This is a genomic window from Amaricoccus sp., assembly GCF_036846665.1.
Lineage (GTDB): Bacteria > Pseudomonadota > Alphaproteobacteria > Rhodobacterales > Rhodobacteraceae > Amaricoccus.
The window spans coordinates 1-22,441 of the sequence record NZ_DAIUBO010000039.1; the positions used below are offsets into that span (position 1 = coordinate 1).

Annotated in this window: 24 protein-coding genes and 1 pseudogene; 22 read left to right on the forward strand and 3 right to left on the reverse strand. The window is 68.9% G+C overall.

Annotated features, from left to right (window positions below):
- Window positions 1-273: 273 nt before the first annotated feature.
- Window positions 274-1,194 (reverse strand): LysR family transcriptional regulator, encoded by a 921-nt coding sequence (locus tag V7050_RS05870; RefSeq protein WP_324369361.1) that lies wholly within the window; start codon window positions 1,192-1,194, stop codon window positions 274-276.
- A gap of 138 nt (window positions 1,195-1,332) precedes the next feature.
- Here V7050_RS05870 and V7050_RS05875 point away from each other — a divergent pair, with 138 nt between their 5' ends.
- Genes V7050_RS05875 through speB form a run of 4 tightly spaced genes read left to right on the forward strand, consistent with a single transcriptional unit; the run spans window position 1,333 to window position 5,325 of the window.
- On the forward strand, window positions 1,333-2,340 hold the full coding sequence (locus tag V7050_RS05875) for a TRAP transporter substrate-binding protein (RefSeq protein WP_324369363.1): 1,008 nt from the start codon (window positions 1,333-1,335) through the stop codon (window positions 2,338-2,340).
- Window positions 2,341-2,385: 45 nt separating this feature from the next.
- Window positions 2,386-3,027, forward strand: a complete 642-nt coding sequence (locus V7050_RS05880; RefSeq protein ID WP_324369365.1) for a TRAP transporter small permease — start codon at window positions 2,386-2,388, stop codon at window positions 3,025-3,027.
- Window positions 3,024-4,304: a TRAP transporter large permease gene (locus V7050_RS05885; protein WP_324369368.1), complete on the forward strand. Its 1,281-nt coding sequence runs from the start codon at window positions 3,024-3,026 to the stop codon at window positions 4,302-4,304. Before V7050_RS05880 ends, V7050_RS05885 begins: the two co-directional genes overlap by 4 nt.
- Window positions 4,305-4,335: 31 nt before the next feature.
- On the forward strand, window positions 4,336-5,325 hold the full coding sequence (gene speB, locus V7050_RS05890; protein ID WP_324369370.1) for an agmatinase: 990 nt from the start codon (window positions 4,336-4,338) through the stop codon (window positions 5,323-5,325).
- A gap of 282 nt (window positions 5,326-5,607) precedes the next feature.
- Here the strand turns inward: speB and V7050_RS05895 are convergent, their stop codons facing one another.
- Window positions 5,608-6,699: a tyrosine-type recombinase/integrase gene (locus V7050_RS05895; protein WP_324369372.1), complete on the reverse strand. Its 1,092-nt coding sequence runs from the start codon at window positions 6,697-6,699 to the stop codon at window positions 5,608-5,610.
- A gap of 77 nt (window positions 6,700-6,776) precedes the next feature.
- Window positions 6,777-7,022 carry a hypothetical protein gene (locus V7050_RS05900; RefSeq protein ID WP_324369374.1) on the reverse strand — a complete coding sequence of 82 codons (246 nt, stop codon included), beginning with the start codon at window positions 7,020-7,022 and terminating at the stop codon, window positions 6,777-6,779.
- A 463-nt stretch (window positions 7,023-7,485) separates the two neighbouring features.
- On the opposite strand from V7050_RS05900, the gene V7050_RS05905 reads away from it, so the two are divergent.
- From V7050_RS05905 to V7050_RS05990, 18 genes and pseudogenes are all read left to right on the forward strand, one after another.
- Entirely contained in the window at window positions 7,486-8,238 is a 753-nt protein-coding gene (locus V7050_RS05905) for a complex I NDUFA9 subunit family protein (protein ID WP_324369375.1), read from the forward strand.
- 185 nt (window positions 8,239-8,423) lie between these two features.
- The gene (locus V7050_RS05910; RefSeq protein WP_324367857.1) at window positions 8,424-9,158 is read left to right on the forward strand and encodes a hypothetical protein; all 735 of its coding nucleotides are present in this window, start codon (window positions 8,424-8,426) and stop codon (window positions 9,156-9,158) included.
- A complete protein-coding gene (locus V7050_RS05915; RefSeq protein ID WP_324367855.1) occupies window positions 9,155-11,035 on the forward strand; it encodes a 7-cyano-7-deazaguanine synthase in 1,881 nt (626 codons plus the stop codon). The genes V7050_RS05910 and V7050_RS05915 overlap by 4 nt, the downstream gene beginning before the upstream one ends.
- 181 nt (window positions 11,036-11,216) lie before the next feature.
- The gene (locus tag V7050_RS05920; protein ID WP_324367853.1) at window positions 11,217-11,444 is read left to right on the forward strand and encodes a helix-turn-helix transcriptional regulator; all 228 of its coding nucleotides are present in this window, start codon (window positions 11,217-11,219) and stop codon (window positions 11,442-11,444) included.
- Window positions 11,444-11,821 (forward strand): hypothetical protein, encoded by a 378-nt coding sequence (locus tag V7050_RS05925; protein WP_324367850.1) that lies wholly within the window; start codon window positions 11,444-11,446, stop codon window positions 11,819-11,821. Before V7050_RS05920 ends, V7050_RS05925 begins: the two co-directional genes overlap by 1 nt.
- A 35-nt stretch (window positions 11,822-11,856) precedes the next feature.
- A complete protein-coding gene (locus V7050_RS05930; protein WP_324367848.1) occupies window positions 11,857-12,342 on the forward strand; it encodes a hypothetical protein in 486 nt (161 codons plus the stop codon).
- A complete protein-coding gene (locus V7050_RS05935) occupies window positions 12,342-13,085 on the forward strand; it encodes an ATP-binding protein (RefSeq protein WP_324367847.1) in 744 nt (247 codons plus the stop codon). The genes V7050_RS05930 and V7050_RS05935 overlap by 1 nt, the downstream gene beginning before the upstream one ends.
- Window positions 13,086-13,121: 36 nt before the next feature.
- Entirely contained in the window at window positions 13,122-13,643 is a 522-nt protein-coding gene (locus tag V7050_RS05940; protein ID WP_324367845.1) for a DUF669 domain-containing protein, read from the forward strand.
- 71 nt (window positions 13,644-13,714) lie between these two features.
- Complete coding sequence (locus tag V7050_RS05945; RefSeq protein ID WP_324367842.1) at window positions 13,715-14,089, forward strand: hypothetical protein; 375 nt, start codon at window positions 13,715-13,717, stop codon at window positions 14,087-14,089.
- Window positions 14,089-15,030, forward strand: a complete 942-nt coding sequence (locus V7050_RS05950; protein ID WP_324367840.1) for a PD-(D/E)XK nuclease family protein — start codon at window positions 14,089-14,091, stop codon at window positions 15,028-15,030. The genes V7050_RS05945 and V7050_RS05950 overlap by 1 nt, the downstream gene beginning before the upstream one ends.
- A complete protein-coding gene (locus V7050_RS05955; protein ID WP_324367838.1) occupies window positions 15,024-16,748 on the forward strand; it encodes a DEAD/DEAH box helicase in 1,725 nt (574 codons plus the stop codon). The genes V7050_RS05950 and V7050_RS05955 overlap by 7 nt, the downstream gene beginning before the upstream one ends.
- Window positions 16,745-16,963 (forward strand): DUF6511 domain-containing protein, encoded by a 219-nt coding sequence (locus tag V7050_RS05960; RefSeq protein WP_324367836.1) that lies wholly within the window; start codon window positions 16,745-16,747, stop codon window positions 16,961-16,963. The genes V7050_RS05955 and V7050_RS05960 overlap by 4 nt, the downstream gene beginning before the upstream one ends.
- Entirely contained in the window at window positions 16,963-19,236 is a 2,274-nt protein-coding gene (locus tag V7050_RS05965) for a PriCT-2 domain-containing protein (protein WP_324367834.1), read from the forward strand. The genes V7050_RS05960 and V7050_RS05965 overlap by 1 nt, the downstream gene beginning before the upstream one ends.
- A gap of 377 nt (window positions 19,237-19,613) precedes the next feature.
- On the forward strand, window positions 19,614-20,144 hold the full coding sequence (locus tag V7050_RS05970) for a crossover junction endodeoxyribonuclease RuvC (protein ID WP_442885604.1): 531 nt from the start codon (window positions 19,614-19,616) through the stop codon (window positions 20,142-20,144).
- Window positions 20,141-20,398, forward strand: a complete 258-nt coding sequence (locus V7050_RS05975; RefSeq protein WP_324367832.1) for a DUF6378 domain-containing protein — start codon at window positions 20,141-20,143, stop codon at window positions 20,396-20,398. Before V7050_RS05970 ends, V7050_RS05975 begins: the two co-directional genes overlap by 4 nt.
- 5 nt (window positions 20,399-20,403) lie before the next feature.
- On the forward strand, window positions 20,404-20,595 hold the full coding sequence (locus V7050_RS05980) for a hypothetical protein (RefSeq protein WP_324367859.1): 192 nt from the start codon (window positions 20,404-20,406) through the stop codon (window positions 20,593-20,595).
- On the forward strand, window positions 20,588-21,016 hold the full coding sequence (locus tag V7050_RS05985) for a DUF6362 family protein (protein WP_324367830.1): 429 nt from the start codon (window positions 20,588-20,590) through the stop codon (window positions 21,014-21,016). Before V7050_RS05980 ends, V7050_RS05985 begins: the two co-directional genes overlap by 8 nt.
- 589 nt (window positions 21,017-21,605) lie before the next feature.
- A pseudogene (locus tag V7050_RS05990) lies at window positions 21,606-22,441 on the forward strand (ParB N-terminal domain-containing protein); the annotation flags it as partial.

The window sequence follows — 22,441 nt, forward strand, 5'->3', positions numbered from 1 at the left end:
TGACTCCGTTAGTCCTGGTTCGAATCCAGGTTCCCCAGCCAGCCTAACATCCTGATATCACAAAGAAAGCTGCGGACGCGGTTCGTTGGTCCCGCCATTTTCTGCCCTTTTTCTGCCCTTTTTCTGCCCTCTCGGTTCACGTCCCGTTCCGGTTGAGTTTAGGCACAAAGGTGAGCGATTCAACCCTTGGCTGGAATCGAGATCCCGCTCGGGACCCAGGGTGACTCGAACCATGAGCGGCGGCTTTCGCTCCCATCAGCGCCTCGGGACGCTTCACCGCGAGCGAGCGGGCCCTGACGCCGCGTCGACGGCCGACTGGAGATCCTGCAGAAATAGCCGCACGATCTGCGGCGGGTCGGGCCGGACGCGGGTCGCGACCTGAAAGGGAGAGCGCCAGGCGAGGCCGAGGTGGTCAATGGGGCGCATCTCGCCTGCCTCCACCCAAGGCCGGGCGTAGTGGGTGGGCAAGAAGCCGAGGAAGCAGCCGCTGGCGATCAGGATCGCCTGGGCCTCCATGTTCGACGCCGCGGCCACGATGCGCGGCGCGTCCCAAGCGGCGAGTTCGGCACGGCGCAGGTAGGGGCGCACCGTCATCGGGTGGCGGGCGAGCTCGGCCAAGGTGACGGCGTCCGGGCCCACGTCGAACAGCGGGTGGTTTCGGCCGCAATAGAGTGCATGGACCTCCTCGTAGACCGGGCGATAGTCGATATTGGGCAGCCGGGTCGGGAACGGGCTGATAGCGAGCTGCAGATCGCCGACCAATAGCGCCTTCTCTAGCACGTCGGGGGTGCCAATCTCAAAGGTGAGTTGCACGTCCTGGTCGCGCGAGAAGAAGCGGCGGATGGCGTCGGCGACGGGCAGCCCCGGGTTGGCGGCCTCGCTGTCGACGAGCCCGATGCGCAGGTGGCCGGTGAGCGCCTGGCGCAGCTCGCCGAGCCGCGACTCGCAGTCCTCGACCCTGGACAGCATCTCCCTGGCGCGCGCGTAGACCTCCGCGCCCTTCTCGGTCAGCGCGAAGCCGCCGCGACCGCGGCGACAGAGCGGGAAGCCGAGCGACACCTCCAAGTCCTTGATGTGGGCGCTGATCGCCGGCTGGCTCATGCCGAGCACCGCCTGCGCCGCGAGAAAGCCGCCGTGCTCGGTCACGGCGCAGAAGGTGCGCAGGTTGCGCAGGGTGAAGTCGCTGATCCGCACCGCGCCTCCCTCGGCAAACGTACATCACGAAAACCGATGTGGACATCATGAACTTCAAGTTTATCCATGCAAGCGCGCAAGCCACTGTACCGAGGCCGCGGCCGGCGCAGGCCGCCACCTCAGCAGGGAATCGACCACATGCCCCGACTTCTCGACGTCACCGCGCTTGCCACCATCGCCTCGCTCCTCGCCGGCACCGCCGGGGCGGAGGAATGGAAGTTCGCCATCGAGGAGATCCCTGGTTCGATCATGGACACCTACGCCCAGGAGTTCAAGAAGCGCGTCGAGGAGGCCACCGACGGCGAAGTCACCGTGACGATCTACCCGCTCGGCGCGCTCGGAACGCCGACCGAGGTGGTCGAGCAGGCGGCCGACGGCGTGCTTCAGTTCGCCAACGTCTCGATCGGCAATCTCGGCACCATCGTGCCGGAGTCGCAGATCTTCCTCCTCAACTACATTCTTCCTGACGACCGGGCGCGGCTGAACGAGATTCTCGCCACCAGCCCGGTGATCTACGACGAGCTAGGCACCGACTTTGAGAGCAAGGGGCTGAAGCTCGGCGCGCTCTATTCGGAGGGCCCGCAGGTCTGGACCACCAACCGCGAGATCCGCACCCCCGAGGATTTCGACAACTTCAAGATGCGGGTCATGGTCTCGCCGGTGCTCCTGCAGGCATACTCCGACCTTGGCGCCAGCCCGACTCCGATCCCCTTTGGCGAGGTCTACGGCGCGCTCCAGCTCAAGCAGGTGGACGGTCAGGTGAACCCGGTGCCGGCGATCGAGGAGATGAAGTTCTACGAGGTCACCGACTACATGATCTGGGCCGGCGAGCAGGAGCTGGTGACGGCTGTCGTGGCCGGTATTGACTGGTACGAGACGCTTTCGCCCGACCGCCAAGCGCTGGTCGACGAGACCATCGCCGGCCTTAACGACTTCATCGTACCGGTGGTCGATCGCTTCAACGCTGAGAAGCTCGAGAAGATCAAGGCTGCCAAGCCCGGCATCCAGATGATCGAACTGACCACAGAGGAGCGCGCCGCCTTCCGCACCCGGGCCGAGGCGACGCACGCGAAGGTGGCCGAGGTCGCGGGCGACCGCGGCGCCGAGCTGCTCGACGCGCTGCTCGCCGAGGTCGGCGCCCAGTGACCGGCGGGCCCGCCCCCCTTTGCAACAGACAGCGGAGGAACCCCGATGGCCGCACCCGCGCCTGCGCGACGAGGCCTGCTCACCCGCATCGACGACGGCATCGGCATGTTCGAGGCCCTCGTTGTCGGCGGAACGATGGTGGCGATGGCGATCAACACCATCGCCAACGTTTTCGGCCGCTACGTCTTCGGGCAGAGCATCTACTTCACCGAAGAGGTGAACGAGATCCTGATGGTGATGGTCACCTTCGTGGGGCTCGGCTATGTGACCCGCAAGGGTCGCCACGTCCGCATGTCGGCGCTCTATGACCTGGTGCCCGAGCGCGCACGCAAGATCCTGATGACCGTGATCGCGTTCACGACCGGCGCGGCAATGTTCCTGCTCGCCTGGTACGCCTTCGAGTATGTCCAGAAAGTGGCGCAGCGCGGCCGCGTCACGCCGGCGCTGCTGGTGCCGCTCTGGATGACTTACGTCTGGGTGGTGATCGGCTTCGCCTTGGCGGGGCTGCAGTACCTGCTTACCGCATTCAAGAACGCGAACCTCACCGAGCCCGGCGTCTTCGTCTCCTACAGCGAGACCGACGCCTATGAGGATCCCGAGCTCGCCGCGATCATGGAACTCTACAGCCGCGACCACCCGGGACCGGTCGCGGCCCCGACCCCCGAACCGCCGGAGGCCTCCCGATGACTATGATGATGATGGCGGTAATGCTAGCGCTGCTCGTCGCCGGCTACCCGATGATGATGCCGCTGATCGCGGCGACGATCCTGGCGTTCCTGGTCTACCTGCCCGACCTCAGCTTGCAGCAGATCGTGCAGCAGATGATTGGCGGGGTGAAGCCGAGCGCCCTCGTGGCGGTGCCGATGTTCATCCTGGCCGCCGACATCATCACTCGCGGCCATTCCGCCGACCGGCTGGTGGACCTCGTGATGCGCTTCATGGGACACCTGCGCGGCGGTCTCGCCGTCTCGGTCACCACGGCCTGCGCGCTCTTCGGCGCAGTCTGCGGCTCGACCCAGGCGACGGTGGTCGCGGTCGGCGGAGCGATGCGACCCCGCATGCTCAAGGCCGGCTACCGCGATGACTTCACCATCGGGTTGATCGTTAACGCTGCCGACCTCGCCTACCTGATTCCTCCCTCGATCGGCATGATCGTCTACGGCGTGCTCTCGGGTACCTCGATCTCGGAGCTCTTCATCGCCGGCATCGGCCCGGGCCTGCTGGTCGTCGTGCTCTTCTCGATCTATTGTTGGTGGTTCGCGCGCCGCCACAACATCCCGATCGAACCGCGCTCCGGCTGGGGCGAGCGCCTTGCCGCCACCCGCCGCGCGCTATGGCCGCTCGGTTTCCCGGCGATCGTGGTCGGTGGCATCTACGGCGGCGTCTTCAGCCCGACCGAGGCGGCGGCGATCTGCGTGCTCTACGCGGTGGTGCTCGAGCTCGTGGTCTTCCGCTCGATCGGCCTGCGCGATCTCTGGGACGTGGCGCTCACGACCGGCACCATGACCGCAGTGGTCTTCATCCTGATCGCCGCCGGCGCCGCCTTCTCCTGGACGATCTCCTACGCCCAGGTGCCGCAGGCGGTCCTGGCCGCCATCGGCCTCGAGGGCGCAGGACCGGTCAAGGTCTGGATCGTGATCAACCTAGCCTTCTTCATCGGCTGCATGTTCGTCGACTCGATCGTGGTCATGCTGATCCTGGTGCCGATCTTTGCCCCCGTGGTCGCCGCCACCGGCCTCGACCCGGTGCTGGTGGGGGTGATCGTCACGCTTCAGGTGGCGATCGGCGCAGCGACCCCTCCCTTCGGCTGCAACCTCTTCACCGCCATCGCGGTCTTCCGCCGGCCGTTCCTCGAGGTGATCCGCGGCGTGCCGCCCTTCCTGGTGATGCTTGTGATCGCCGCGGTGCTGATCATCGCGTTCCCCTGGATCGCCCTCGGCCTGCGGGACCTCGCCTTCCGCTGACGCCTCACCTCTCCTCGAAAGGACACCTGCCATGAGCGGACATTCCTACCAGACCGGCCGGCTGAACCTGCCCTTCGTCGGCATCGCCACCTTCGCAAAGCGTCCCTACGTTGCCGACTGGAGCGCCATCGACGCCGACGTGGCGGTCCTGGGCGCGCCGTTCGACGCCGGAACCCAGTACCGCTCCGGTGCCCGCTTCGGCCCCCGGGCGGTCCGCGAGGCCACAACGCTCTTCTCCTTTGGCCATGCCGGCGCCTACGACCACGAGGACGACGCCACCTACCTCGCCGGCGACGTCCGCATCGTCGATCTCGGCGACGCCGACATCGTGCATACCGACACCGCCAAGAGCCATGCCAACATCGCCACCGGCGTTCGCGCCGCGCTCGACGCCGGCGCCCTGCCGGTGGTGATCGGCGGCGACCATTCGGTCAACATCCCCTGCATCGACGCCTTCGAGGGCCGCGGCCCGATCCACATCCTGCACATCGACGCCCATCTCGACTTCGTCGACGAGCGCCACGGCGTGCGCACCGGCCACGGCAACCCGCTGCGCCGCGCCGCCGAGAAGGACTATGTCACCGGCCTGACCCAGGTCGGCATCCGCAACGTTTCCTCGACCGCCAAGGACGGCTACGACGCCGCCCGCGCCATGGGCTCGGATATCCTGTCGGTGCGGCAGATGCGCAAGCTCGGCCCCGAGGGCGTGATCGCCCGCATCCCGGTCGGGGCGCGGGTCTACGTCACCCTCGACATCGACGGCTTCTGCCCGTCGATCGCACCCGGCACTGGCACGCCGAGCCACGGCGGCTTCCTCTACTACGAGGTGCTGGAGATGCTGCAGGCGCTGGCCAACAGCCACGAGGTGGTCGGCATCGACCTAGTCGAGGTAGCGCCCGACTACGACCAGACCGGCTCGACCGCGATCCTGGCGGCCCAGGTGCTCCTGAACTTCCTCGGCTTCGTCTTCCACGCCCGCGCTGAGCGCGCGGCGGCAAAGACCGTCGAAACCGCCAAGTGAGCGAGGAACCATGTCGATTATTTCGAGACCAGCCTCGCCGAGGCGATCCGCCGATCTTCGCCTTCATCGGCCGGGAACTCTCCCGCCAGCAGGACCAGATCGAGCTAATCGCCGGCATCCTCTCCGCCTTGGCGACGACGCGCCGGCGGCGGCTCCAGCTCAGCTTCGGCGTCCAGCTCCGACGTTCAGGGCCCCGATGCACCTACCCTAGTAAGAAATCCGGGTTGGGTAGCCTCGTACCCAGCGCCGGGCTCGTAGTCCGGCGCCAAGCCGCTCCGGGCGTCAGCCGGAGGCCTCGTCCCGCCTCGCCGCCCCGGGCAGCGCCACCACCATGGCCCGACCAGGGTTCAGCGCAGCGTAGACCCCGAGCATCTTCGCGGCGGTCTCGATCTTCCAGCCGATGCGGATGGCGAGGTCGGGCACGCTGATACCCGACCAGACCATCTCGGTCACCTTCGTCCCGCGCAAGTCGTTGAACCGGAGCTCCGGGCGGATCTCGAACTCGGTGGCGTACTCGCGAACCTCGCGCGACAGCCGGGCGGGGTCCCACGCGTCCGCCCGCATCGGCTTCAGGATCAGTCGGCGGGAGAGCGGGGCCTTGTCGATGATTGCCTCGGCGGCCGCAGTGAGCGGCATGTTGACGATGCGCCGCCGCCGCTTGTTCGGACGCAGGATGATCGCGCGGCTGCCATCAGGCGCGCGCTTGATCTCGCTGCGCTCCAGCTCGACGAGGTCGCCGATGCGCAGGCCGGTCTCCCGCGCGAGCCGCACCGCATCCGCGTGCTGTTCCGGGGCCCGGCTGCAGAAGAGGTCGACCTCGGCGTCCTCCCAGATGATCTCGGCGCGATCCGCGCCCTCGTAGAAACGGGGGATGCCGTGCAGATAATTGACCGGCACCCGCTCGGGGTGGCGTCCGGTTGCCCAGCTGAGCGCGAACTTAAACGGGTCGAGGCGCTTGTCGGCGACCTTGCCGGCCCAACGCACCTCGATCCAGTCGAGCACGTTTCCCTTGAGCGCAACGCTGTTGACGACACCGAGCGGCGCGCTGCCGTACCTCGTCCGCACGTCGACCAGCCCTCTCAGGTAGTCGGTTCGGGTGCGTGGGGCGAGGCGGCAGAACTCGCGCGAGCGCTCGTAGGCATCGAGCAGGTCGTTCACCGTGTGCCAGCCGTGGCCCGTCGCCGGCGGCTCGATCACGGCGCGCAGGCCGGTCGCCGCGTCGTAGGCGGCTTGGTAGCCCGGCGTTCCGGGCGGGTTCGGCTCGCCCGTGCGCCAGATGCTCGGGCCCTTCCGTCCAACGGTGTGGTACTCAACCTCGTCGCCCCGGGCGTTCCGCTTTCGGACGACGATGATGGTGTTGTAGCGTGCCGGCATGAGGTCCTATCCCCCCGTTCCCCAACGGACACGGACGCTCTTATCCACGGGCCTAGCAAGAGAATACCGCACTGAATTCATTGCCTTTTTCGTAGGCTAGCGGTCTCCGGTTCGCCCGCCGCGTTGTCGCTGAACCAGCGCGCGACGGGATCAGCCTCCGGCGGGGGCACCGCCGCTCCGTTATCGCGCGGATGCGTGAGGACGGTGACATCGCGCCCGCGGACCTCGAAGCCGTAGACCGGCAGCTCGAGCCGCTGCGCCAGCCGCACGAAGCGCTCGACCCGCGCCTCGGTGGTGTTCCAGCGGACCCGCGGCGGCTTCATCGCTTCGAGGTCGCCAGGGCCGCCGCCGTCACAGCCACTCGGCGGCCTCGTCCAGATCGGGCCAGAGCCGCGAGACGAGTCTGCTGATGGGCCTCGGCGAGGCACTCCTTGCTCGACATGCGATTCGGATTGCTGGGGTTCATTCTGCCGGCTCCATGGCGCAGGATGGAGCAGCCTGAAGACGAGTTACAGCAAAATCAGTTGGTTAGCGAAAGGCTGCGCGAACCTGCGAAGCGCAACGCATACGAACGATCGGCGTCCAGTACGGCGGGCATGGAGCCACCCCACCCGGAATGTGGCAGACTGCGTGGGCCATGTGCAGCTGCGTCACCGTCTTCGGCGGCACCGGCTTCCTCGGCCGGCGCATCGTCGATGCCCTGCTGGCGCGCGACGTGACTGTCCGGGTCGCCGCGCGTCACCCCGCGCGCAGCGAGGGCGGGACGGGAGCCGACCGCCGGGTCCGGTGCAGGCCGATCTGCGCGACCCCCCTTCGGTCCGGGCCGCGCTCGACGGCGCCGACGCCGCGGTCAATGCGCTGTCGCTCTATGTCGAGAGCAGGGACGCGACCTACCAGGCGATCCATGTCGACGGCGCCGGCCGGCTGGCGCGGGCGGCAGCCGAGGCCGGGCTTCATCGCCTGGTGCACATCTCAGGTATCGGGTCCGACGCCCGCTCGACCTCGGCCTACATCCGCGCCCGCGGCGAAGGCGAGGACGCGGTGCGCGCGGTGTTTCCCGGCGCGACGATCGTGCGGCCGAGCGTGATGTTCGGCCCCGAGGATGCGTTCCTGACGACGCTCGTCGGCATGGTGCGGCGGCTGCCGGTTGTCCCGCTGTTCGGCGACGGAAGCACGCGGCTCCAGCCGGTCCACGTCGAGGACGTCGCCGCGGCGGTCGCGATCCTGTTGACCGCCTCCGATCTGCCGGCGCCGACCTACGAGTTCGGCGGCCCGGAGGTCCTCAGCTATCGCGCGCTGCTTGAACTCGTCATGCGTCACGTCGGTCGGCGGCGCCCGCTGCTGCCGGTCCCATTCCCGGTGTGGAACGTGCTCGCCGCGGCCGGCCGGCTGCTGCCCAACCCGCCGCTCACCGAGGGCCAAGTCGCGCTTATGCGGCAGGACAATGTCGCCGATCCCGGCCTGCCCGGCTTCGCCGCGCTCGGGATCGACCCGGCACCGATCGAGACCGAGCTGCGTCGCCGCATGACCCAACCTTGATCAGCGCCATCCGGAACGACATAGCCTCGCGAAGAGCCATGGAATTCCGCGTGACAGCGACGGCAAGATCCCCTAAACGCCACTCGCCCGGAGGGTATTCAGTGGAGCCGCCACTCGGCGTGTAGTTGTGCATGGGGCATGTCCGGCTTGGCCAGCCTCCCGCCTCGAAGAAGTGGGGGGAGATCGTGGGCTACCTGGCGGAAGCCGACGTCTCGGTTGCCGAGCTGGCCGATGCCGTCGCCGGGGCGTCGGAGAAGTCGCTGGCGCGCGCCACGAAGGACCCCGCCTTCATCGAGGCCCTTTGGTTGCTCTTGAAGGTCCCGCAGGCGGCGAAGGCGGAGCGATTTGCGGAGGCCTTGCGCGAACTCGGGGTCTCGGTTCCCGACAATCCTTCGGTGACCGAGGTGGTCGTCGGCATGGACGCCGCCGTCGAGGCCGCGCAGCGCCGACACGCGCCGAACGTCACCGATCTCAGCGAAATGGCGAAACACGCTGCGATCGCCGCCTTGCACGGCGTGATCCGCGAACGGCTGCCGGCGCTCTGGGCGCCGAACCGCGAGGACGAGAGGACCACGCTCGCGACGCTCGCCGCGCCGGAGAAGTTCGGCGATCTCTGCCAGCGCTTCTTCACGAACCTCGTGGAGCACAACCTCCAGTACTTCCTCGACCGGGAAACCCCGAAGCACATCGGACCCGGGAGGATGGCGCAGTCGGTCGGAGACCTGGCGCTTCTCGATCGCGACATCCGGCGGCACTGCGAGGAGACCACGATCATCATGCGGGCGTTCGCCAAGGACTGGCTCGGGCACAATGCCTACCACCTCGGGAAGGACATCTCGCGCCAGGATGCGGCCGGCTTCGCGCATGTGGCGCTGCAGAAGATCAGGAAAGAGCTGTCGATCAGGAACAAGCCCGAATGAAGAGCTTCGACTTCGTGTGCGGCGGGGCCTCCGCCGAGGCCTCGGCCACGAACGGCGAGCCGATCCGGCTGGACGTCCAGGGCCCGTCGCGCAACGTCAACCTCAGGATCGCGGACATCAACCGGGCGATGCTGAGCAGCGTCCCGGACGTGCTTCTCGACCTGCTCGAGATCGCCGCCTACGTCTACTGCGCGGACCAGCAGTCGTCGCGCGGCTCCGAGAAGCTCACCGAACACGGCCGCGACTGGCGACGAGCGATGAACTTCACCATCCCGGTCCGCCAGCCCGAGCTCTGGTCGAATGCCCCCGTCACCGACGCCCTGTGCGAGACCCTGGGCTTCCTGTCCGACGACGCCTACGCGTTCTCCTTCGTGAAGGCCACAGGCAGGCTGCCCGACCGGGAGATGTATTTCCCGGAGCTGGTCGATGGTTCGTTCGTGCCCGACGAGGTCGCGCTGTTCTCGGGCGGGGTCGATTCATTCGCCGGCGCCGTCGATGGCCTCGTCGGCGAGCGGAAGCGGCTCGCGCTCGTCGGACACCACTCATCTCCGAAGGTCTTCAACATCCAGAAGGAGCTGATCGATGGGCTGAAGCGGGGCGGGCTCGCGGGCAAGATCTTCTACGTCCCGGTCAACGTCACCAACGCCAGGATCGCGGCGCGCGAGTACACGCAGAGGACGCGCTCGTTCCTGTTCGCCTGCCTGGCGATGGTCGTGACCCGGATGTTCGACAGGGACGGGTTCACGTTCTATGAGAACGGTGTGGTGAGCCTGAACCTTCCGATCGCGAAGGATGTCCTTGGCGCCCGCGCGACCCGAACCACCCACCCCAAGGTCGTCCGCGGCTTCGAGGCGCTCTTCTCGGCAGCCCTCGAGCGGGACATCGCGATCCGGACGCCCTTCCAGTGGCTGACGAAGAAGGAGGTCACCCGGAAGGTCGTGGAGCATGGCTTCGGCCACCTGCTCGCCACGACCAGCAGCTGCACCCGCCCGCGGGACTGGACCAGGCACAGGCGGCACTGCGGCGCCTGCTCGCAATGCATCGACCGGCGGTTCGGCATCCTGGCGGCCGGCCTCGATGATCTCGATCCTGCCGAGCGGTACGAGCTGGACCTGCTGCTCGGCGACCGCAGCCTCGATCGCGATGTCCGCATGGCCGTCGCCTACGTCAAGTTCTTCCAGACCTTCGCGTCGTCGTCGAGGAGCCGGTTCATATCGGATCACCCCCAGGTCGCGGCGGCGCTCAGCTACTTCCCGGAGCTGTCGCCAGACGCGGCCGCGGCGCGAATCCACGATCTCTACCACCGCCATACCGAGGACGTCCTGGCGGTCATCGAGAGCGGCCTCCAGCGGCACAGCGCGCAGCTCGTGCGGGACGAGCTCCCCGCCGGGGCGCTGCTCTCGATGTGCTTCAGCCGGCGTGGGATCGAGGCGCCGGCGCCGCCGAGCTATGATCGGCAGGTCAAGCAGTTGATGGACAGCCTGTCGAAGCCTGTGTGCGAGTTCGCCGTCGATGCCGAGGCAGGGCGGATACTCTTCAAGGGCGGGTTCTCGCTCGAAGGCGCGAACTTCAGGGTCGTCCACGCGCTGCTGCCGAACCATCGGTCCGGCAAGGTCAAGGAGCCCGCCGCGGTCGCCTTCGTCAGGCCCGAGGATCTGGCGGACGAGCTTGGCATCGACGACACGTCGCTGCGCCAGCAGGTGCGCCGGGTGCGAGCACTGGTGTCCGAGAGGCTCGGCGTCGATCAGGGCATCGTGCTCGGCACCGACGACTTCATCGAGAACCGGCAGCGCGAAGGCTACCGACTCAACCCGGCGCTGCGCGAGGTCGCCCGCGCCGATTTCCACGCCCTCGCCGAACCCATGTCACAAGCTTAAGCGGCGAATGTCACAACGAGCGTGCCCGAGCCCCGGTTTTCCGGGGCTTTTTCGTGCGCGCATGTCACAAGAAAAATCGGCGCTGACCATATAAGTCTCGGCGCAATCCATTGAAACTGCACAAACTTCCTCGCCGCACAGCGGATCGGGAGGAAGCAGCGAACGTTTCGATGGAGCAGAGATGACAATCCGACACCTGAAGCAGCGGGAGCTCGCCGACCGCTGGAACATCAGCCCCCGCACACTCGAGAGGTGGCGGTGGGTCGGCGAGGGGCCCCAGTTCATCAAGATCGGCGGCCGGGTCGTCTATCGGCTCGAGGACGTCGAGGCCTACGAGCGGAACCAGCTGCGGGCGAGCACCGCCGAACCGGGTGCGCGGGTGCAGTCGAGCTTGGCGGGGGCAGCGTGATGATCGCGGCAGTCCCCCGCACCAAGCCCCGCGCGATGAAGTCCGCCAAGCGCCCCCGCACGCCGAAGGTGCGCTTCACCGAGATCGAGTTCTGCGCCTGGGTGGCCCAGGCCGATGCGGGCGACCGGCTCGAGTACTACCGCGGCTCCGTCGTGGCCGACACGCTCTCGCCGCTCTCGCCGCTCACCGAGCCCGAGCGCGCGGCGCTCAGGACGCTCGCGGACGGCGCCTACCGGGCGGCCGAGCAGGGCCTCGTCCATCTCGTTCAGCTTCGCCACGGCCCCGACGACTACAGCTATCTCGCTATCGCCCGGCCGAAGCCCACGCGGGCCGGGCCCTCGCTCGCCGCGCGGCTCGTCGACGCCCAAGCGGCCTGATCACCCCCAACCTCCAGTCTCACGAAGGACCCCCCATGCCCTACCCGAACAACTGTCCCCAGCTGCAGGACCTGCCCGACCTGCCGCCCCAGGAGATCGCCGCGCTGCCCGGCGACGTGCTCGCCGTGCTGCAGCAGGAGAGCGAGGCCGCGCTGAAGCAGGCGAAGGCGGCGAAGGCCCGGCTCGATGGCGCGCTGGTGCTGAAGTACGGCGCCCGGATCGCGGCGGCCCGCCGCGCCGTCGGCAAGGACAGCGGTACGGTGCGCCTCAGGGATGGCGACATCACCGTGGTCGCCGACCTGCCGAAGCGGATCGCCTGGGACCAGGAGAAGCTCGGGCAGATGGTCGAGCGCATCCGCGCCGCCGGCGACGACGTGCGCGAGTACGTCGAAGTCACCTATCGCGTCGCCGAGCGGAACTACGCCGCCTGGCCGCGGGCGATCCGGGAAGGCTTCGAGCCGGCGCGCACCGTTCGGCCCGGCCAGCTCACGATCGAGCTGCTGGTCGAGGAGGCGCGCTGATGGCGATCTCGCTCGCATCGCTGAGGCAGACCACCACGCTCACCCCGCCGCGCATCCTGATCCACGGCGTCGCCGGCGTCGGCAAGACCACCTTCGCGGCGAAGTCCGACCGCCCCGTGATCGTCGCCACCGAGGAAGGGCTCGGCACGCTCGCCGTGCCGCACTTCCCGCTCGCGCGCAGTTTCGACGAGGTCATGGAGCCGCTCTACGCGCTCTACAACGAGTCGCACGAGTTCGGCACGGTGGTGATCGACAGCGTCGACTGGCTCGAGCCGCTGATCTGGAAGCGGGTCTGCGATGACAACAAGTGGGCCTCCATCGAGGAGCCGGGCTACGGCAAGGGCTACGTCGCCGCGCTCGACCTCTGGCGGGAGTACCTGGACGGCCTGAACGCGCTCCGCAACGAGCGCGGCATGACGGTGATCCAGATCGCCCACACCGACATCAAGCGCTTCGACAGCCCGGTGCACGAGCCCTACGACCGCTACGTCATCAAGCTGCACGCCCGCGCCGCGGCGCTGCTGCAGGAGCACTCGGACGTGGTGCTCTTCGCCAACTACCGCGTCAGCACCGTGAAGTCGGACGTCGGGTTCAACAAGAAGGTGACCCGCGCCCTCGGGAGCGGCGAGCGCGTCCTCTACACCGAGGAGCGCCCGGCCTTCCTCGCCAAGAACCGTTACGGCCTGCCCGACGTGCTGCCGCTCGACTGGCCGGCCTTCGCCGCGGCCATGCCGCAGCGCTGATCCCAACCCGATCCCCCAATCTCAGGAGACGTCCCCATGGCCCATCTTGGCGCCACCTTCGATGCCACCACCGTCGACCCCGCCGCCGGGTTCGAGCTCTTCCCCATCGGCAAGTATGTCGTCCAGATCGTGTCGAGCGAGATGCGCCCGACCAAGGACGGCGGGGGGCAGTACCTCTGGCTCGAGCTCGACGTGCTCGAAGGTCCGCTCGCCGGGCGAAAGCTCTTCGATCGGCTGAACCTGGTCAACGCCAGCGTCCAGACCGTGGAGATCGCCCAGCGCACGCTCTCGGCGATCTGCCACGCCACCGGGCGGCTGCAGGTCCAGGACAGCGCCGAGCTGCACCTGATCCCGATGATCGCCGACGTGACCGTCAAGCCGCCGAAGAACGGCTACGGCGAGAGCAACAAGGTGCACTACCTGCCGCTCGAACGTGAGGCCACCGCCACCGCGGCGAAGCCGCGACCTGCCGCGCCTGCCGCTGCGGCCCCGGCGGCGCAGCCCGCGCGCCCTGCGGCGCCGGCCGGCGGGTTCGCCAACGCTCCCTGGAAGCGCTGATCCATCCGGAACGCCCGGGCCAGGTGCCCGGGCGGCCTCTCCCCCAACCACGAACCTGATCGAGCAGAATCATGATCGACCTGAACGACGTCGACCCATCCCTCGCGTGCCCCGCTCCCGCGCAGCTGCCCGCCACCCGCGCCGAGGCGCGCGCCCGGCTGATCGAGATCGACGACGCCATCGCCGCGATCCGCACCCAGATCGCCGCCGCCGACCTGAAGCGCCAGGCGAGCCGCACCCCGATCGACCCCGACTGGTTCCACCGGGCGAAGACCGCGCTGCGGCACCTCGAGCGCGAGCGTGCCGAGCTCCGCGAGCACGTCGCCACGCTGCCCGGGTCGAGGGACGGGATCAAGGACCGCATCATTGCGCTGGTGCGGGAGGACTACGACGATGCCGGCTGGGCGCGGGTGCTCGACGCCGCACGCGAAGGGGAGCGGCCGTGATGGCCGCGCTTCCCGAGACCCCGGCGCCGACCCGCGACGCGATTCTCGAAGCCTACGAGGCGGACCGCGAGGACGGCCGCCGTCCCCACCTCGGTGCCTCGCAGATCGGCAAATCCTGCGAGCGCGCGCTCTGGTACGACTTCCGCTGGACGACGCCGGCGCGATTCCCGGGCCGCATCCTCAGGCTCTTCGAGACCGGCCAGCTCGAGGAGGCGCGGCTGGTGCGCAACCTCCGCCGCATCGGCGCGACCGTGCTGGAACTCGATCCCGAGACCGGCCGGCAGTGGCGGGTCGAGGCGCACGGCGGCCACTTCGGCGGCTCGCTCGACGCCGTCGCCCTCGGCCTCATCGAGGCGCCGAAGACCTGGCACGTGCTCGAGTTCAAGACCCACTCGGCGAAGAGCTTCCGCGAGCTGGTCGCGAAGGGCGTGGCGGACGCCAAGCCCCAGCACTGGGCGCAGATGCAGGTCTACATGCACCTGACCGGGCTGACCCGGGCCATGTACCTCGCGGTCTGCAAGGACACCGACGACGTCTACGTCGAGCGGGTCCGCGCAGACACCGACGCGGCCGAGCGACTGCTGGCCAAGGCAGACCGCGTGATCCATGCCACCCGGCCGCCGGTGCGAATCTCCGAAGACCCCACCTGGTTCGAGTGCCGGTTCTGCGACCACCACGACCTCTGTCATGGCGAAGCGGCGGCGGCGGTCAGCTGCCGCTCGTGCCTGCATTCGACCCCGGTCGAGGGTGGCTGGCGCTGCGCCCGCTGGGACCAGGGGCTCGACGTCGAGACCCAGCGGCAGGCCTGCGCGCAGCACCTCTTCATCCCCGACCTGGTGCCCGGCGAAGTGGTCGATGCCGGCGATGATCATGTCGTCTACCGCATGCGCGACGGCCGCACGTGGATCAATGACGCGCGGGCGGAGGCGGTGGCATGCTGACGCTGCGTCCCTACCAGCAGGCCGCCATCGACGCGATCTACGGCTACTTCGCGGAGAACACCGGCCATCCGCTGATCGTGATTCCGACCGCTGGCGGCAAGAGCCTGGTGATGGCCGCCTTCGTCGAGGGCGTGCTGAAGGCCTGGCCGGACCAGCGCATCCTGATCGTGACGCATGTCCGCGAGCTGATCGCGCAGAACCACGCAGAGCTGATCGGCCTCTGGCGCGACGCGCCGGCAGGCATCTACTCGGCGGGGCTCGGCCGGCGTGACCTCGGCGCCCGCATCCTCTTCGCCGGCATCCAGTCGATCCATCGCCGCGCCTACGACGTGCAGCAGTGCGATCTGGTGCTCATCGACGAGGCGCACCTGATCCCGGCCGCCTCCGACACCATGTACCGCCGCTTCCTCGACACGCTCGCCCGCATCAACCCGCAGCTGAAGGTGATCGGCTTCACCGCCACACCCTACCGCCTCGACAGCGGCATGCTGCACGAGGGCAAGGGCGCGCTCTTTACCGACATCGCCTTCGAGGTCTCGGTGCGGCAGCTGATCGACGACGGCTTCCTCTGTCCGCTGGTCAGCAAGGCGGCCGAGACCAGGCTCGATGTCTCCGGCGTCGGTAGCCGCGGCGGCGAGTTTATCCCGAGCCAGCTGCAGGCCGCGGTCGATCTGCCCGAGATCACCGAGGCGGCGATCGACGAGGTGGTGCGGCTCGGCGCCGACCGGAAGAGCTGGCTCGCCTTCTGCGCCGGCGTCGAACATGCGACCCACGTCGCCGAGGCGATCCGTGCCCGCGGCTTCTCCGCCGCGACCATCTTCGGCGACACCCCGAAGCCCGAGCGGGATCGCACGATCGCCGCCTTCAAGCGTGGCGAGATCAGGGCGCTCGCCTCGATGGGCGTGCTGACCACCGGCTTCAACGCACCCGGCGTCGATCTCATCGCCATGCTGCGGCCGACGAAGTCGACCGGGCTCTATGTGCAGATGGCCGGCCGCGGCACCCGTCTCGCGCCCGGCAAGGCCGACTGCCTGGTGCTCGACTTCGCCGGCAACGTCGCCCGGCACGGGCCGATCGATGCGGTCAAGCCGAAGCGCCCCGGCGCCGGCGAGGGGGAGGCGCCGTGCAAGGTCTGCCCGGAATGCCAGAGCATTCTCGCGACGGCGGTGCGGGTCTGCCCGGACTGCGGGCACGCCTTCCCGCCACCGAAGGTCCAGGTCGAGCGGGAGGCCTCGACGCTCGCGATCCTGACCACCGGCAAGCCGCAGTGGGTGCAGGTCGACAGCGTCGGCTACCGCGCGCATGAGAAGGCCGGCAGCCGGCCGACCTTGCAGGTCGACTACCGGTGCGGGCTGGTGCGCCACCGCGAGTGGGTCTGCTTCGAGCACACCGGCTACGCCCGGCAGAAGGCGGTCGCCTGGTGGCGCCAGCGCGCACCCGGAATGCCGGTGCCGCGCACCGTCACCGAGGCGCTGGCCTGGTCGCGCCAGATCGCCGCCCCCCGCGAGATCGCCGTGCGGCCGCAGGGCCGCTTCACCGAGATCGTCAGCGTGAGGTTCGCCCCATGCTCGGCCTCTGCGCCGTATGCCACCGCGAAGCCCGCGGCTTCGGCTGGTTCGACGCCCGCTACCGGGCCAGCGACTGCCGTCGCGACCACACCCGCCGCCGGCTCTGCAGCCGGGCCTGCCAGGACATCTGCCATCGGAGACGCGGCATGATCGACCCCACCCCCAACGAGCAGGCCGCCATGGCGGCCGGCGGCGACGCGGCCGGCGAGTACCTGGAGTCCCTAGCCAGGTCCGACCTCGCGACGCTGAGCCCCGCCGAGTGGCGGCAGCTGATCGTCGTCACCGGCTACTGCGACACCCTGCGCGAGCTAGCGGCCCAGGACCGCACCCGGCTCGACGGCATGGCGGAAAGGATCCCCTACTGATGACCGACCAGAGCTTCATGGAGCGGTTCGGCCCGCGGCTCGTCACCAACGGCTATCCCATCCTTCCCATCATGCCGGGCACGAAGAAGCCCGGGCGCTTCCGGGGCGGCGCGTGGTCGGACTATCCCGACTGGACCCGCCACGCCGAGCGCCCGACGACCGAGCACGAGCTCGGCATCTGGCAGACCTGGCCGGATGCTGGGGTCGGCATCCTGTGCGGACCGGTCGTCGGCATCGACATTGACATCGTGGACGCCGATCTCGCGCTCGCGCTCGAGCGGCTCGCCCGCGCCCGGCTCGGCGACACGCCGGCGCTGCGCATCGGCCGCGCGCCGAAGCGGTTGTTGGTCTATCGGACGCTCCAGCCCTTCGCCGGCATCCGCCGTGCGCCGCTCGAGGTGCTCGGGCTCGGCCAGCAGTTCGTCGCGCACGCGATCCACCCGGACATTGGCCGGCCCTACGAGTGGCCCGAGGAGAGCCTCGCCGACCTCGACATCGAGGGGCTCCCAACGGTCGACGAGGCGATGGCGCGCGCGTTCGTCGACGAGGCGCTGACGCTCGTGCCCGACCATCTGAAGCCGGCGCGGCTCAGCGCAGCGCCGTCGGTCGGCGCAGGCCCGTCGCACTCCCAGGCGGGAACGCTCATCGCGATCCGCGAGGCGCTCGCGTGGATCCCGAACGCCGATCTCGACTACGACAGCTGGGTGCGCATCGGGCTGGCGCTGAAGGGGGCGCTGGGCGGCGCAGGTCGTGATCTCTTCGCCTCGTGGTCGGCGCAGTCGGGCAAGGACGATGCGGCGTTCACCGCGAAGACCTGGGACGGGCTGAAGGCCGAGCGGATCGGCGCCGGCACGATCTACCACGTTGCCATGGAGCGCGGCTGGAAGCCCGATTCGGCGCTGGTGCTGGACGGCGCCGCGCCGGTCGACGCCGTGCATCCTGCGGCCGCGCTGCTCGCCAGCGTGCAGGCGTCCGCTCCATCCACACCGCCCGCGCAGCCCCCGTTCGAGCTGCGCGTGCCCGAGGGCATCCTGGCCGGGATGGTCGACTACATGGTCTCGACCGCACGCCGGCCGCAGCCGCTGCTGTCGCTCGGCGCCAGCCTCTGCGCGCTCGGCGCGCTCATGGGCCGAAAGTACCGCACCGAGACCAACCTGCGCAGCAACCTCTACGTCGTCGGGGTCGCCGACAGCGGCTCGGGCAAGAACCACGCCCGCGAAATCGTCAACGAGCTGTTCTTCGAGGCGGGGCTCGCCCAGCACCTCGGCGGCAACAAGATCGCCTCGGGCGCCGGGCTCCTGACCGCGCTGCATCGCCAGCCGGCGCTGCTGCTGCAGATCGACGAGTTCGGCATGTTCCTCTCGGCCGCCGCCGACCGGAAGCGCAGCCCGCGGCACATCACCGAGATCCTCGACAACATGACCGAGCTCTACACCGCCGCCGGCAGCGTGTTCCTCGGCGCCGAGTACGCCAACCACGACGGCCGCAACGACCGGCGCGACATCGTCCAGCCCTGCCTCTGCGTCTACGGCACGACCACGCCGCTCCACTTCTGGAACGCGCTGCAGTCGGCGAACGTGGTTGACGGCTCGCTCGCCCGGTTCATCATCCTGCCGACCGAGGACGACTATCCTGAGGAGGCGTTAGGGCGCGGCATCCGCACTGCGCCGGCCGGGCTCGTCGAGCGGCTCCGCCTCGTCGCTGCCGGTGGTGGCCATGTGCCCTCCGGCAATCTCGCCGGGCTCGGCGCCGGCACCACCACCGCGGTCGAACCGATGACCGTGCCGATGACGCAGGAGGCCAGCGATGCCTTCAGCGATCTCGGTTCGGAGATCACGCGCGAGCTGCGCCAGGCCCGGGGCACCGGGCATACCGCGGTGCTGGCCCGGGTCAGCGAGAACGCGCAGAAGCTCGCGCTCGTTGCCGCGGTGAGCCGCGATCCCGTCGCGCCGGCAATCACTCTCGGCGATGCGGAATGGGCGATCGGCTTCGTGCGGAGCTTTGCCAGGAACACGATGCGCGCCGTCGAGCGCCATGTCGCCGACAACGAGATCGAGCGCAACCACAAGAGGGTGCTCGACATCATCCGCAGGGCCGGCCCGGGCGGCCTGACGAAGACCGAGCTGACCCGTAAGACCCAGTTCCTCGACCGCCGGACCCGCGACGAGCAGCTCGTGACGCTGGCCGAGGCCGGGCTGCTGACGACCCGGCTCCGGCCCTCGGCCACGAAGCACACGGTCGTGCTCGTCGCCCTCGATGGCGACGCAGCATGAGCTCCTTCACGCCGGGGCGATGCCCTCAACAGGCGAGGCTTTCCCAAGCCGTTGATCCGCTTGAGGGAATCCGAATCCCTCAAAGTCTCAATCTTTCGCGCGGGCGCGTACACACCACACACGCGCACACCATTGGAGATACCCATAATAAAAGAATGAATTATTTGAATTATATATACTATATCTATAGAAACCAAAGGGTTAGGCGGTCCGGCGCTGCCGCTGGTCGCCTTGAAGCTGCTGAAGCTTTCGCGCGTGCGGCGGATTCCGCCGACGCGTCCCCGAACTCACCTGACCGAACCCTGGTTCGGGCGATCGCCGCAGTCCTCGCCGGATGCCGCATCTGCCCCAGCCGCTCGAACCACGAGGAGGTCATGATGACCCACGCATTGGCGCAGGAGCGCCTTCCTTCGCAGCCACTGGCTGCGCAGCACGAGCCGAGCTCGACGATGCTCGCGCTCGATCTCGGCACCACCACCGGCTGGGCGCTGCGCGCGCACGATGGCCTGATCACCAGCGGCACGGTGTCGTTCCGCCCCAGCCGCTACGACGGTGGCGGCATGCGTTACCTGCGCTTCACCAACTGGCTGACCGAGCTCGACCAGCTGAGCGGGCCGATCGGCGCGATCTGGTACGAAGAGGTCCGGCGTCATGCGGGCACCGACGCCGCCCACGTCTATGGCGGGCTGATGGCGGTGCTCACCGCGTGGGCCGAGCTCCGCGGCGTGCCCTATCAGGGCGTGCCGGTCGGGACGATCAAGCGCCACGCCACCGGCAGCGGCAATGCCGGCAAGGCGGCGATGATTTCCGCGGCTCGTGCGCGCGGGTTCAACCCCACCGACGACAACGAGGCAGACGCGCTCGCGATCCTCTGCTGGGCGCTCGACACCCGCGGAGGTGTCCGGTGAAGGGCGAGACAATGCTGCGGCAGGCGGCGCGCGTGGTTGGCCAGCGGCGCCGCGCCTACGGCGATCCGGCCACGTCCATGGCGGCCGTCGCCGCCCGCTGGTCGATCACCCTCAGGCGTCCGGTGACGCCGGCGCAGGTGGTCCTCTGCCTGATCGACCTGAAGCTCGCCCGGCTCGGCCATGATCCGGCGCACGCGGACTCGATCCTCGACGTCGCCGGCTATGCCGCGGTGCTGCAGGAGGTGCGGTCGTGAACGGGATGCGCTTCCACCCCCGCGGCTACGGCGGCGAGCGTCGCTCGCCCGACCAGGTCAAGCGCGACGGCTGGCGCGAGCAGGGTGTGCTGGCCGTCGCGGTGGACGACGAGCGGCTGAGCTGGCCCGAGCGCGAGCTCGTCCGCCAGCTCGGCGAGAAGCTCTACGGCAAGCGCCCGGAGGTGCAGCATGGCTGAGTGGACCCGCGACATGGTCGAGGAGCGGATCACCGAGGCTGCCGACGTGCTGAAGCAGCTGCCGCCGGTCCGGGTGCGCGGCTACTTCAGCACCTGGCCGGAGATCCAGCGCCGCTTCGCAGACATGGTTGGCGCCGAGCCCGTACCGATGCGCCGGCCACCACCGAGCCCGGCCGCGATCAGCCGCATGGAGGAGACGATTACCTGGAACCGCTTCCTCGAGCGCGACGACGCCCATCTGATGTGGGCGCGAGCCGAGGGCGTTCGGTGGAAGGAGATCTGCCACCGGTTCGGCGTCAGCCGGGCCACGGCGCACCGGCGATGGGAGTACGCCCTAAGCCTGATTGTCTGGCGGCTGAACGGCCGGCAGGCGAAGCCGAAGCGGAGCCGGGACTTCGTGATCGCGCGCGCCCGGGCGTGATGCGTCAGCGCGGCTCACCTCGGGGTGGGCCGCGCACCCCCACCGATGCGGCTGATCACGGCGCCATCCGCAAGAGCAGATGCGAGCAGGAGCGGTCGAAGCGCGCGGGCACGCGTCAAGGAAAATCGTCATCGCATGGAAAATTTTGTGAGACACTTTAATGGCTTACGTTTTCCGGGGAGAGACGTGCAAGATATCACTAGGCTGAGAAATCACGCGCCGGAGAGACGACACGGGAAGACGCGGGGCTGCGGGTTGGCGAACGGTTTTCCCTGAGCCCTTGCCCGCAGGCCGGATGAGCTTCGTCCGTTAACAGGCTGAATTCGCGGTTCCTCCCTAGCGACATTCGTATGCTGGCGGGCGAAGCGCGCCACATCGCCAGCGACAGCCGCAAGATTTTGGGAAGCCGCCCGGCATCCGGAATCCAGCGGCTCGCCTGATATATTCGACAAAACAAAGACTTCCCCCTTCCGGGGGTGGCTTCCGCTGGACCCCTGAAGGAGTCCACCGGACCCAGTGGAATCCAGCGCGGAGTCCACCCTCGGAGTCCACCCGCCCTCCAGCCGTCCTGCCCACAAGGTGCCGACCCATGACCCTGAGCTTCGCTCCGGAGCGCATCGAGCAATGGCCGCTCGAGCGACTGAAGCCCTATGCGCGGAATGCCAAGACGCACGGCGCGGACCAGGTCGCGAAGATCGCGGGGAGCATGGCCCGCTTCGGCTGGACGGTGCCGGTGCTGGTCGGGTCCGACGGCGAGGTGATCGCCGGCCACGGGCGCATCCTCGCGGCAGCACAGCTCGGGCTGACCGAGGCGCCGGTGATCGTGCTCGACCACCTGACCGAGGAACAGCGTCGGGCCTACCGGCTGGCGGACAACAAGCTGACCGAGCTCGGCGCCTGGGACGAGGCGCTGCTCGCCGCCGAGCTGCAGGAGCTGGCGGCCGACGACTTCGACCTCTCGGTCGTCGGCTTCTCCGACGCCGAGCTCGACCAGCTGCTCGCCTTCAACGTCGGCGGCACGGAGACGACGGAGGGGGCGAGCGTCCCGCCGGTGGTGGTCCCCGAGCCGCCGCGCAATCCGGCGTCCCGTTCGGGCGACCTCTGGCTGCTCGGCAACCACCGGCTGCTCTGCGGTGACTCGACGAGCGCGACCGACGTGCGCCGGCTGATGAACGGCGAGCGGGCGACGCTGTTCGCGACCGACCCGCCGTATCTCGTCGACTACGATGGCTCGAACCACCCGACCCGCAACAAGGATTGGTCGCCCTCCTACGGCGTCACCTGGGACGACAGCAGCCAGGGCGCCGAGCTCTACGACGGCTTCATCCGCGCCGCGATCGACGAGGCGATCACCGAGGACGCCGCCTGGTACTGCTGGCACGCCTCGCGGCGCCAGGCGATGCTCGAGGCCTGCTGGGAAAAGGC

Excerpts from the sequence above, each read along its gene's own strand:
- V7050_RS05930 (WP_324367848.1), top strand. The coding sequence starts at position 11,857 with ATGCCCTACCCGAACAACTGTCCCCAGCTGCAGGACCTGCCCGACCTG.
- V7050_RS05965 (WP_324367834.1), top strand. The coding sequence starts at position 16,963 with ATGACCGACCAGAGCTTCATGGAGCGGTTCGGCCCGCGGCTCGTCACC.
- V7050_RS05900 (WP_324369374.1), bottom strand. The coding sequence starts at position 7,022 with ATGAAGCCGCCGCGGGTCCGCTGGAACACCACCGAGGCGCGGGTCGAG.
- V7050_RS05945 (WP_324367842.1), top strand. The coding sequence starts at position 13,715 with ATGATCGACCTGAACGACGTCGACCCATCCCTCGCGTGCCCCGCTCCC.
- V7050_RS05925 (WP_324367850.1), top strand. The coding sequence starts at position 11,444 with ATGATCGCGGCAGTCCCCCGCACCAAGCCCCGCGCGATGAAGTCCGCC.
- V7050_RS05940 (WP_324367845.1), top strand. The coding sequence starts at position 13,122 with ATGGCCCATCTTGGCGCCACCTTCGATGCCACCACCGTCGACCCCGCC.
- V7050_RS05880 (WP_324369365.1), top strand. The coding sequence starts at position 2,386 with ATGGCCGCACCCGCGCCTGCGCGACGAGGCCTGCTCACCCGCATCGAC.
- V7050_RS05895 (WP_324369372.1), bottom strand. The coding sequence starts at position 6,699 with ATGCCGGCACGCTACAACACCATCATCGTCGTCCGAAAGCGGAACGCC.
- speB (WP_324369370.1), top strand. The coding sequence starts at position 4,336 with ATGAGCGGACATTCCTACCAGACCGGCCGGCTGAACCTGCCCTTCGTC.
- V7050_RS05985 (WP_324367830.1), top strand. The coding sequence starts at position 20,588 with ATGGCTGAGTGGACCCGCGACATGGTCGAGGAGCGGATCACCGAGGCT.
- V7050_RS05885 (WP_324369368.1), top strand. The coding sequence starts at position 3,024 with ATGACTATGATGATGATGGCGGTAATGCTAGCGCTGCTCGTCGCCGGC.
- V7050_RS05920 (WP_324367853.1), top strand. The coding sequence starts at position 11,217 with ATGACAATCCGACACCTGAAGCAGCGGGAGCTCGCCGACCGCTGGAAC.
- V7050_RS05970 (WP_442885604.1), top strand. The coding sequence starts at position 19,614 with ATGACCCACGCATTGGCGCAGGAGCGCCTTCCTTCGCAGCCACTGGCT.
- V7050_RS05980 (WP_324367859.1), top strand. The coding sequence starts at position 20,404 with ATGCGCTTCCACCCCCGCGGCTACGGCGGCGAGCGTCGCTCGCCCGAC.
- V7050_RS05915 (WP_324367855.1), top strand. The coding sequence starts at position 9,155 with ATGAAGAGCTTCGACTTCGTGTGCGGCGGGGCCTCCGCCGAGGCCTCG.
- V7050_RS05875 (WP_324369363.1), top strand. The coding sequence starts at position 1,333 with ATGCCCCGACTTCTCGACGTCACCGCGCTTGCCACCATCGCCTCGCTC.
- V7050_RS05950 (WP_324367840.1), top strand. The coding sequence starts at position 14,089 with ATGGCCGCGCTTCCCGAGACCCCGGCGCCGACCCGCGACGCGATTCTC.
- V7050_RS05935 (WP_324367847.1), top strand. The coding sequence starts at position 12,342 with ATGGCGATCTCGCTCGCATCGCTGAGGCAGACCACCACGCTCACCCCG.
- V7050_RS05960 (WP_324367836.1), top strand. The coding sequence starts at position 16,745 with ATGATCGACCCCACCCCCAACGAGCAGGCCGCCATGGCGGCCGGCGGC.
- V7050_RS05955 (WP_324367838.1), top strand. The coding sequence starts at position 15,024 with ATGCTGACGCTGCGTCCCTACCAGCAGGCCGCCATCGACGCGATCTAC.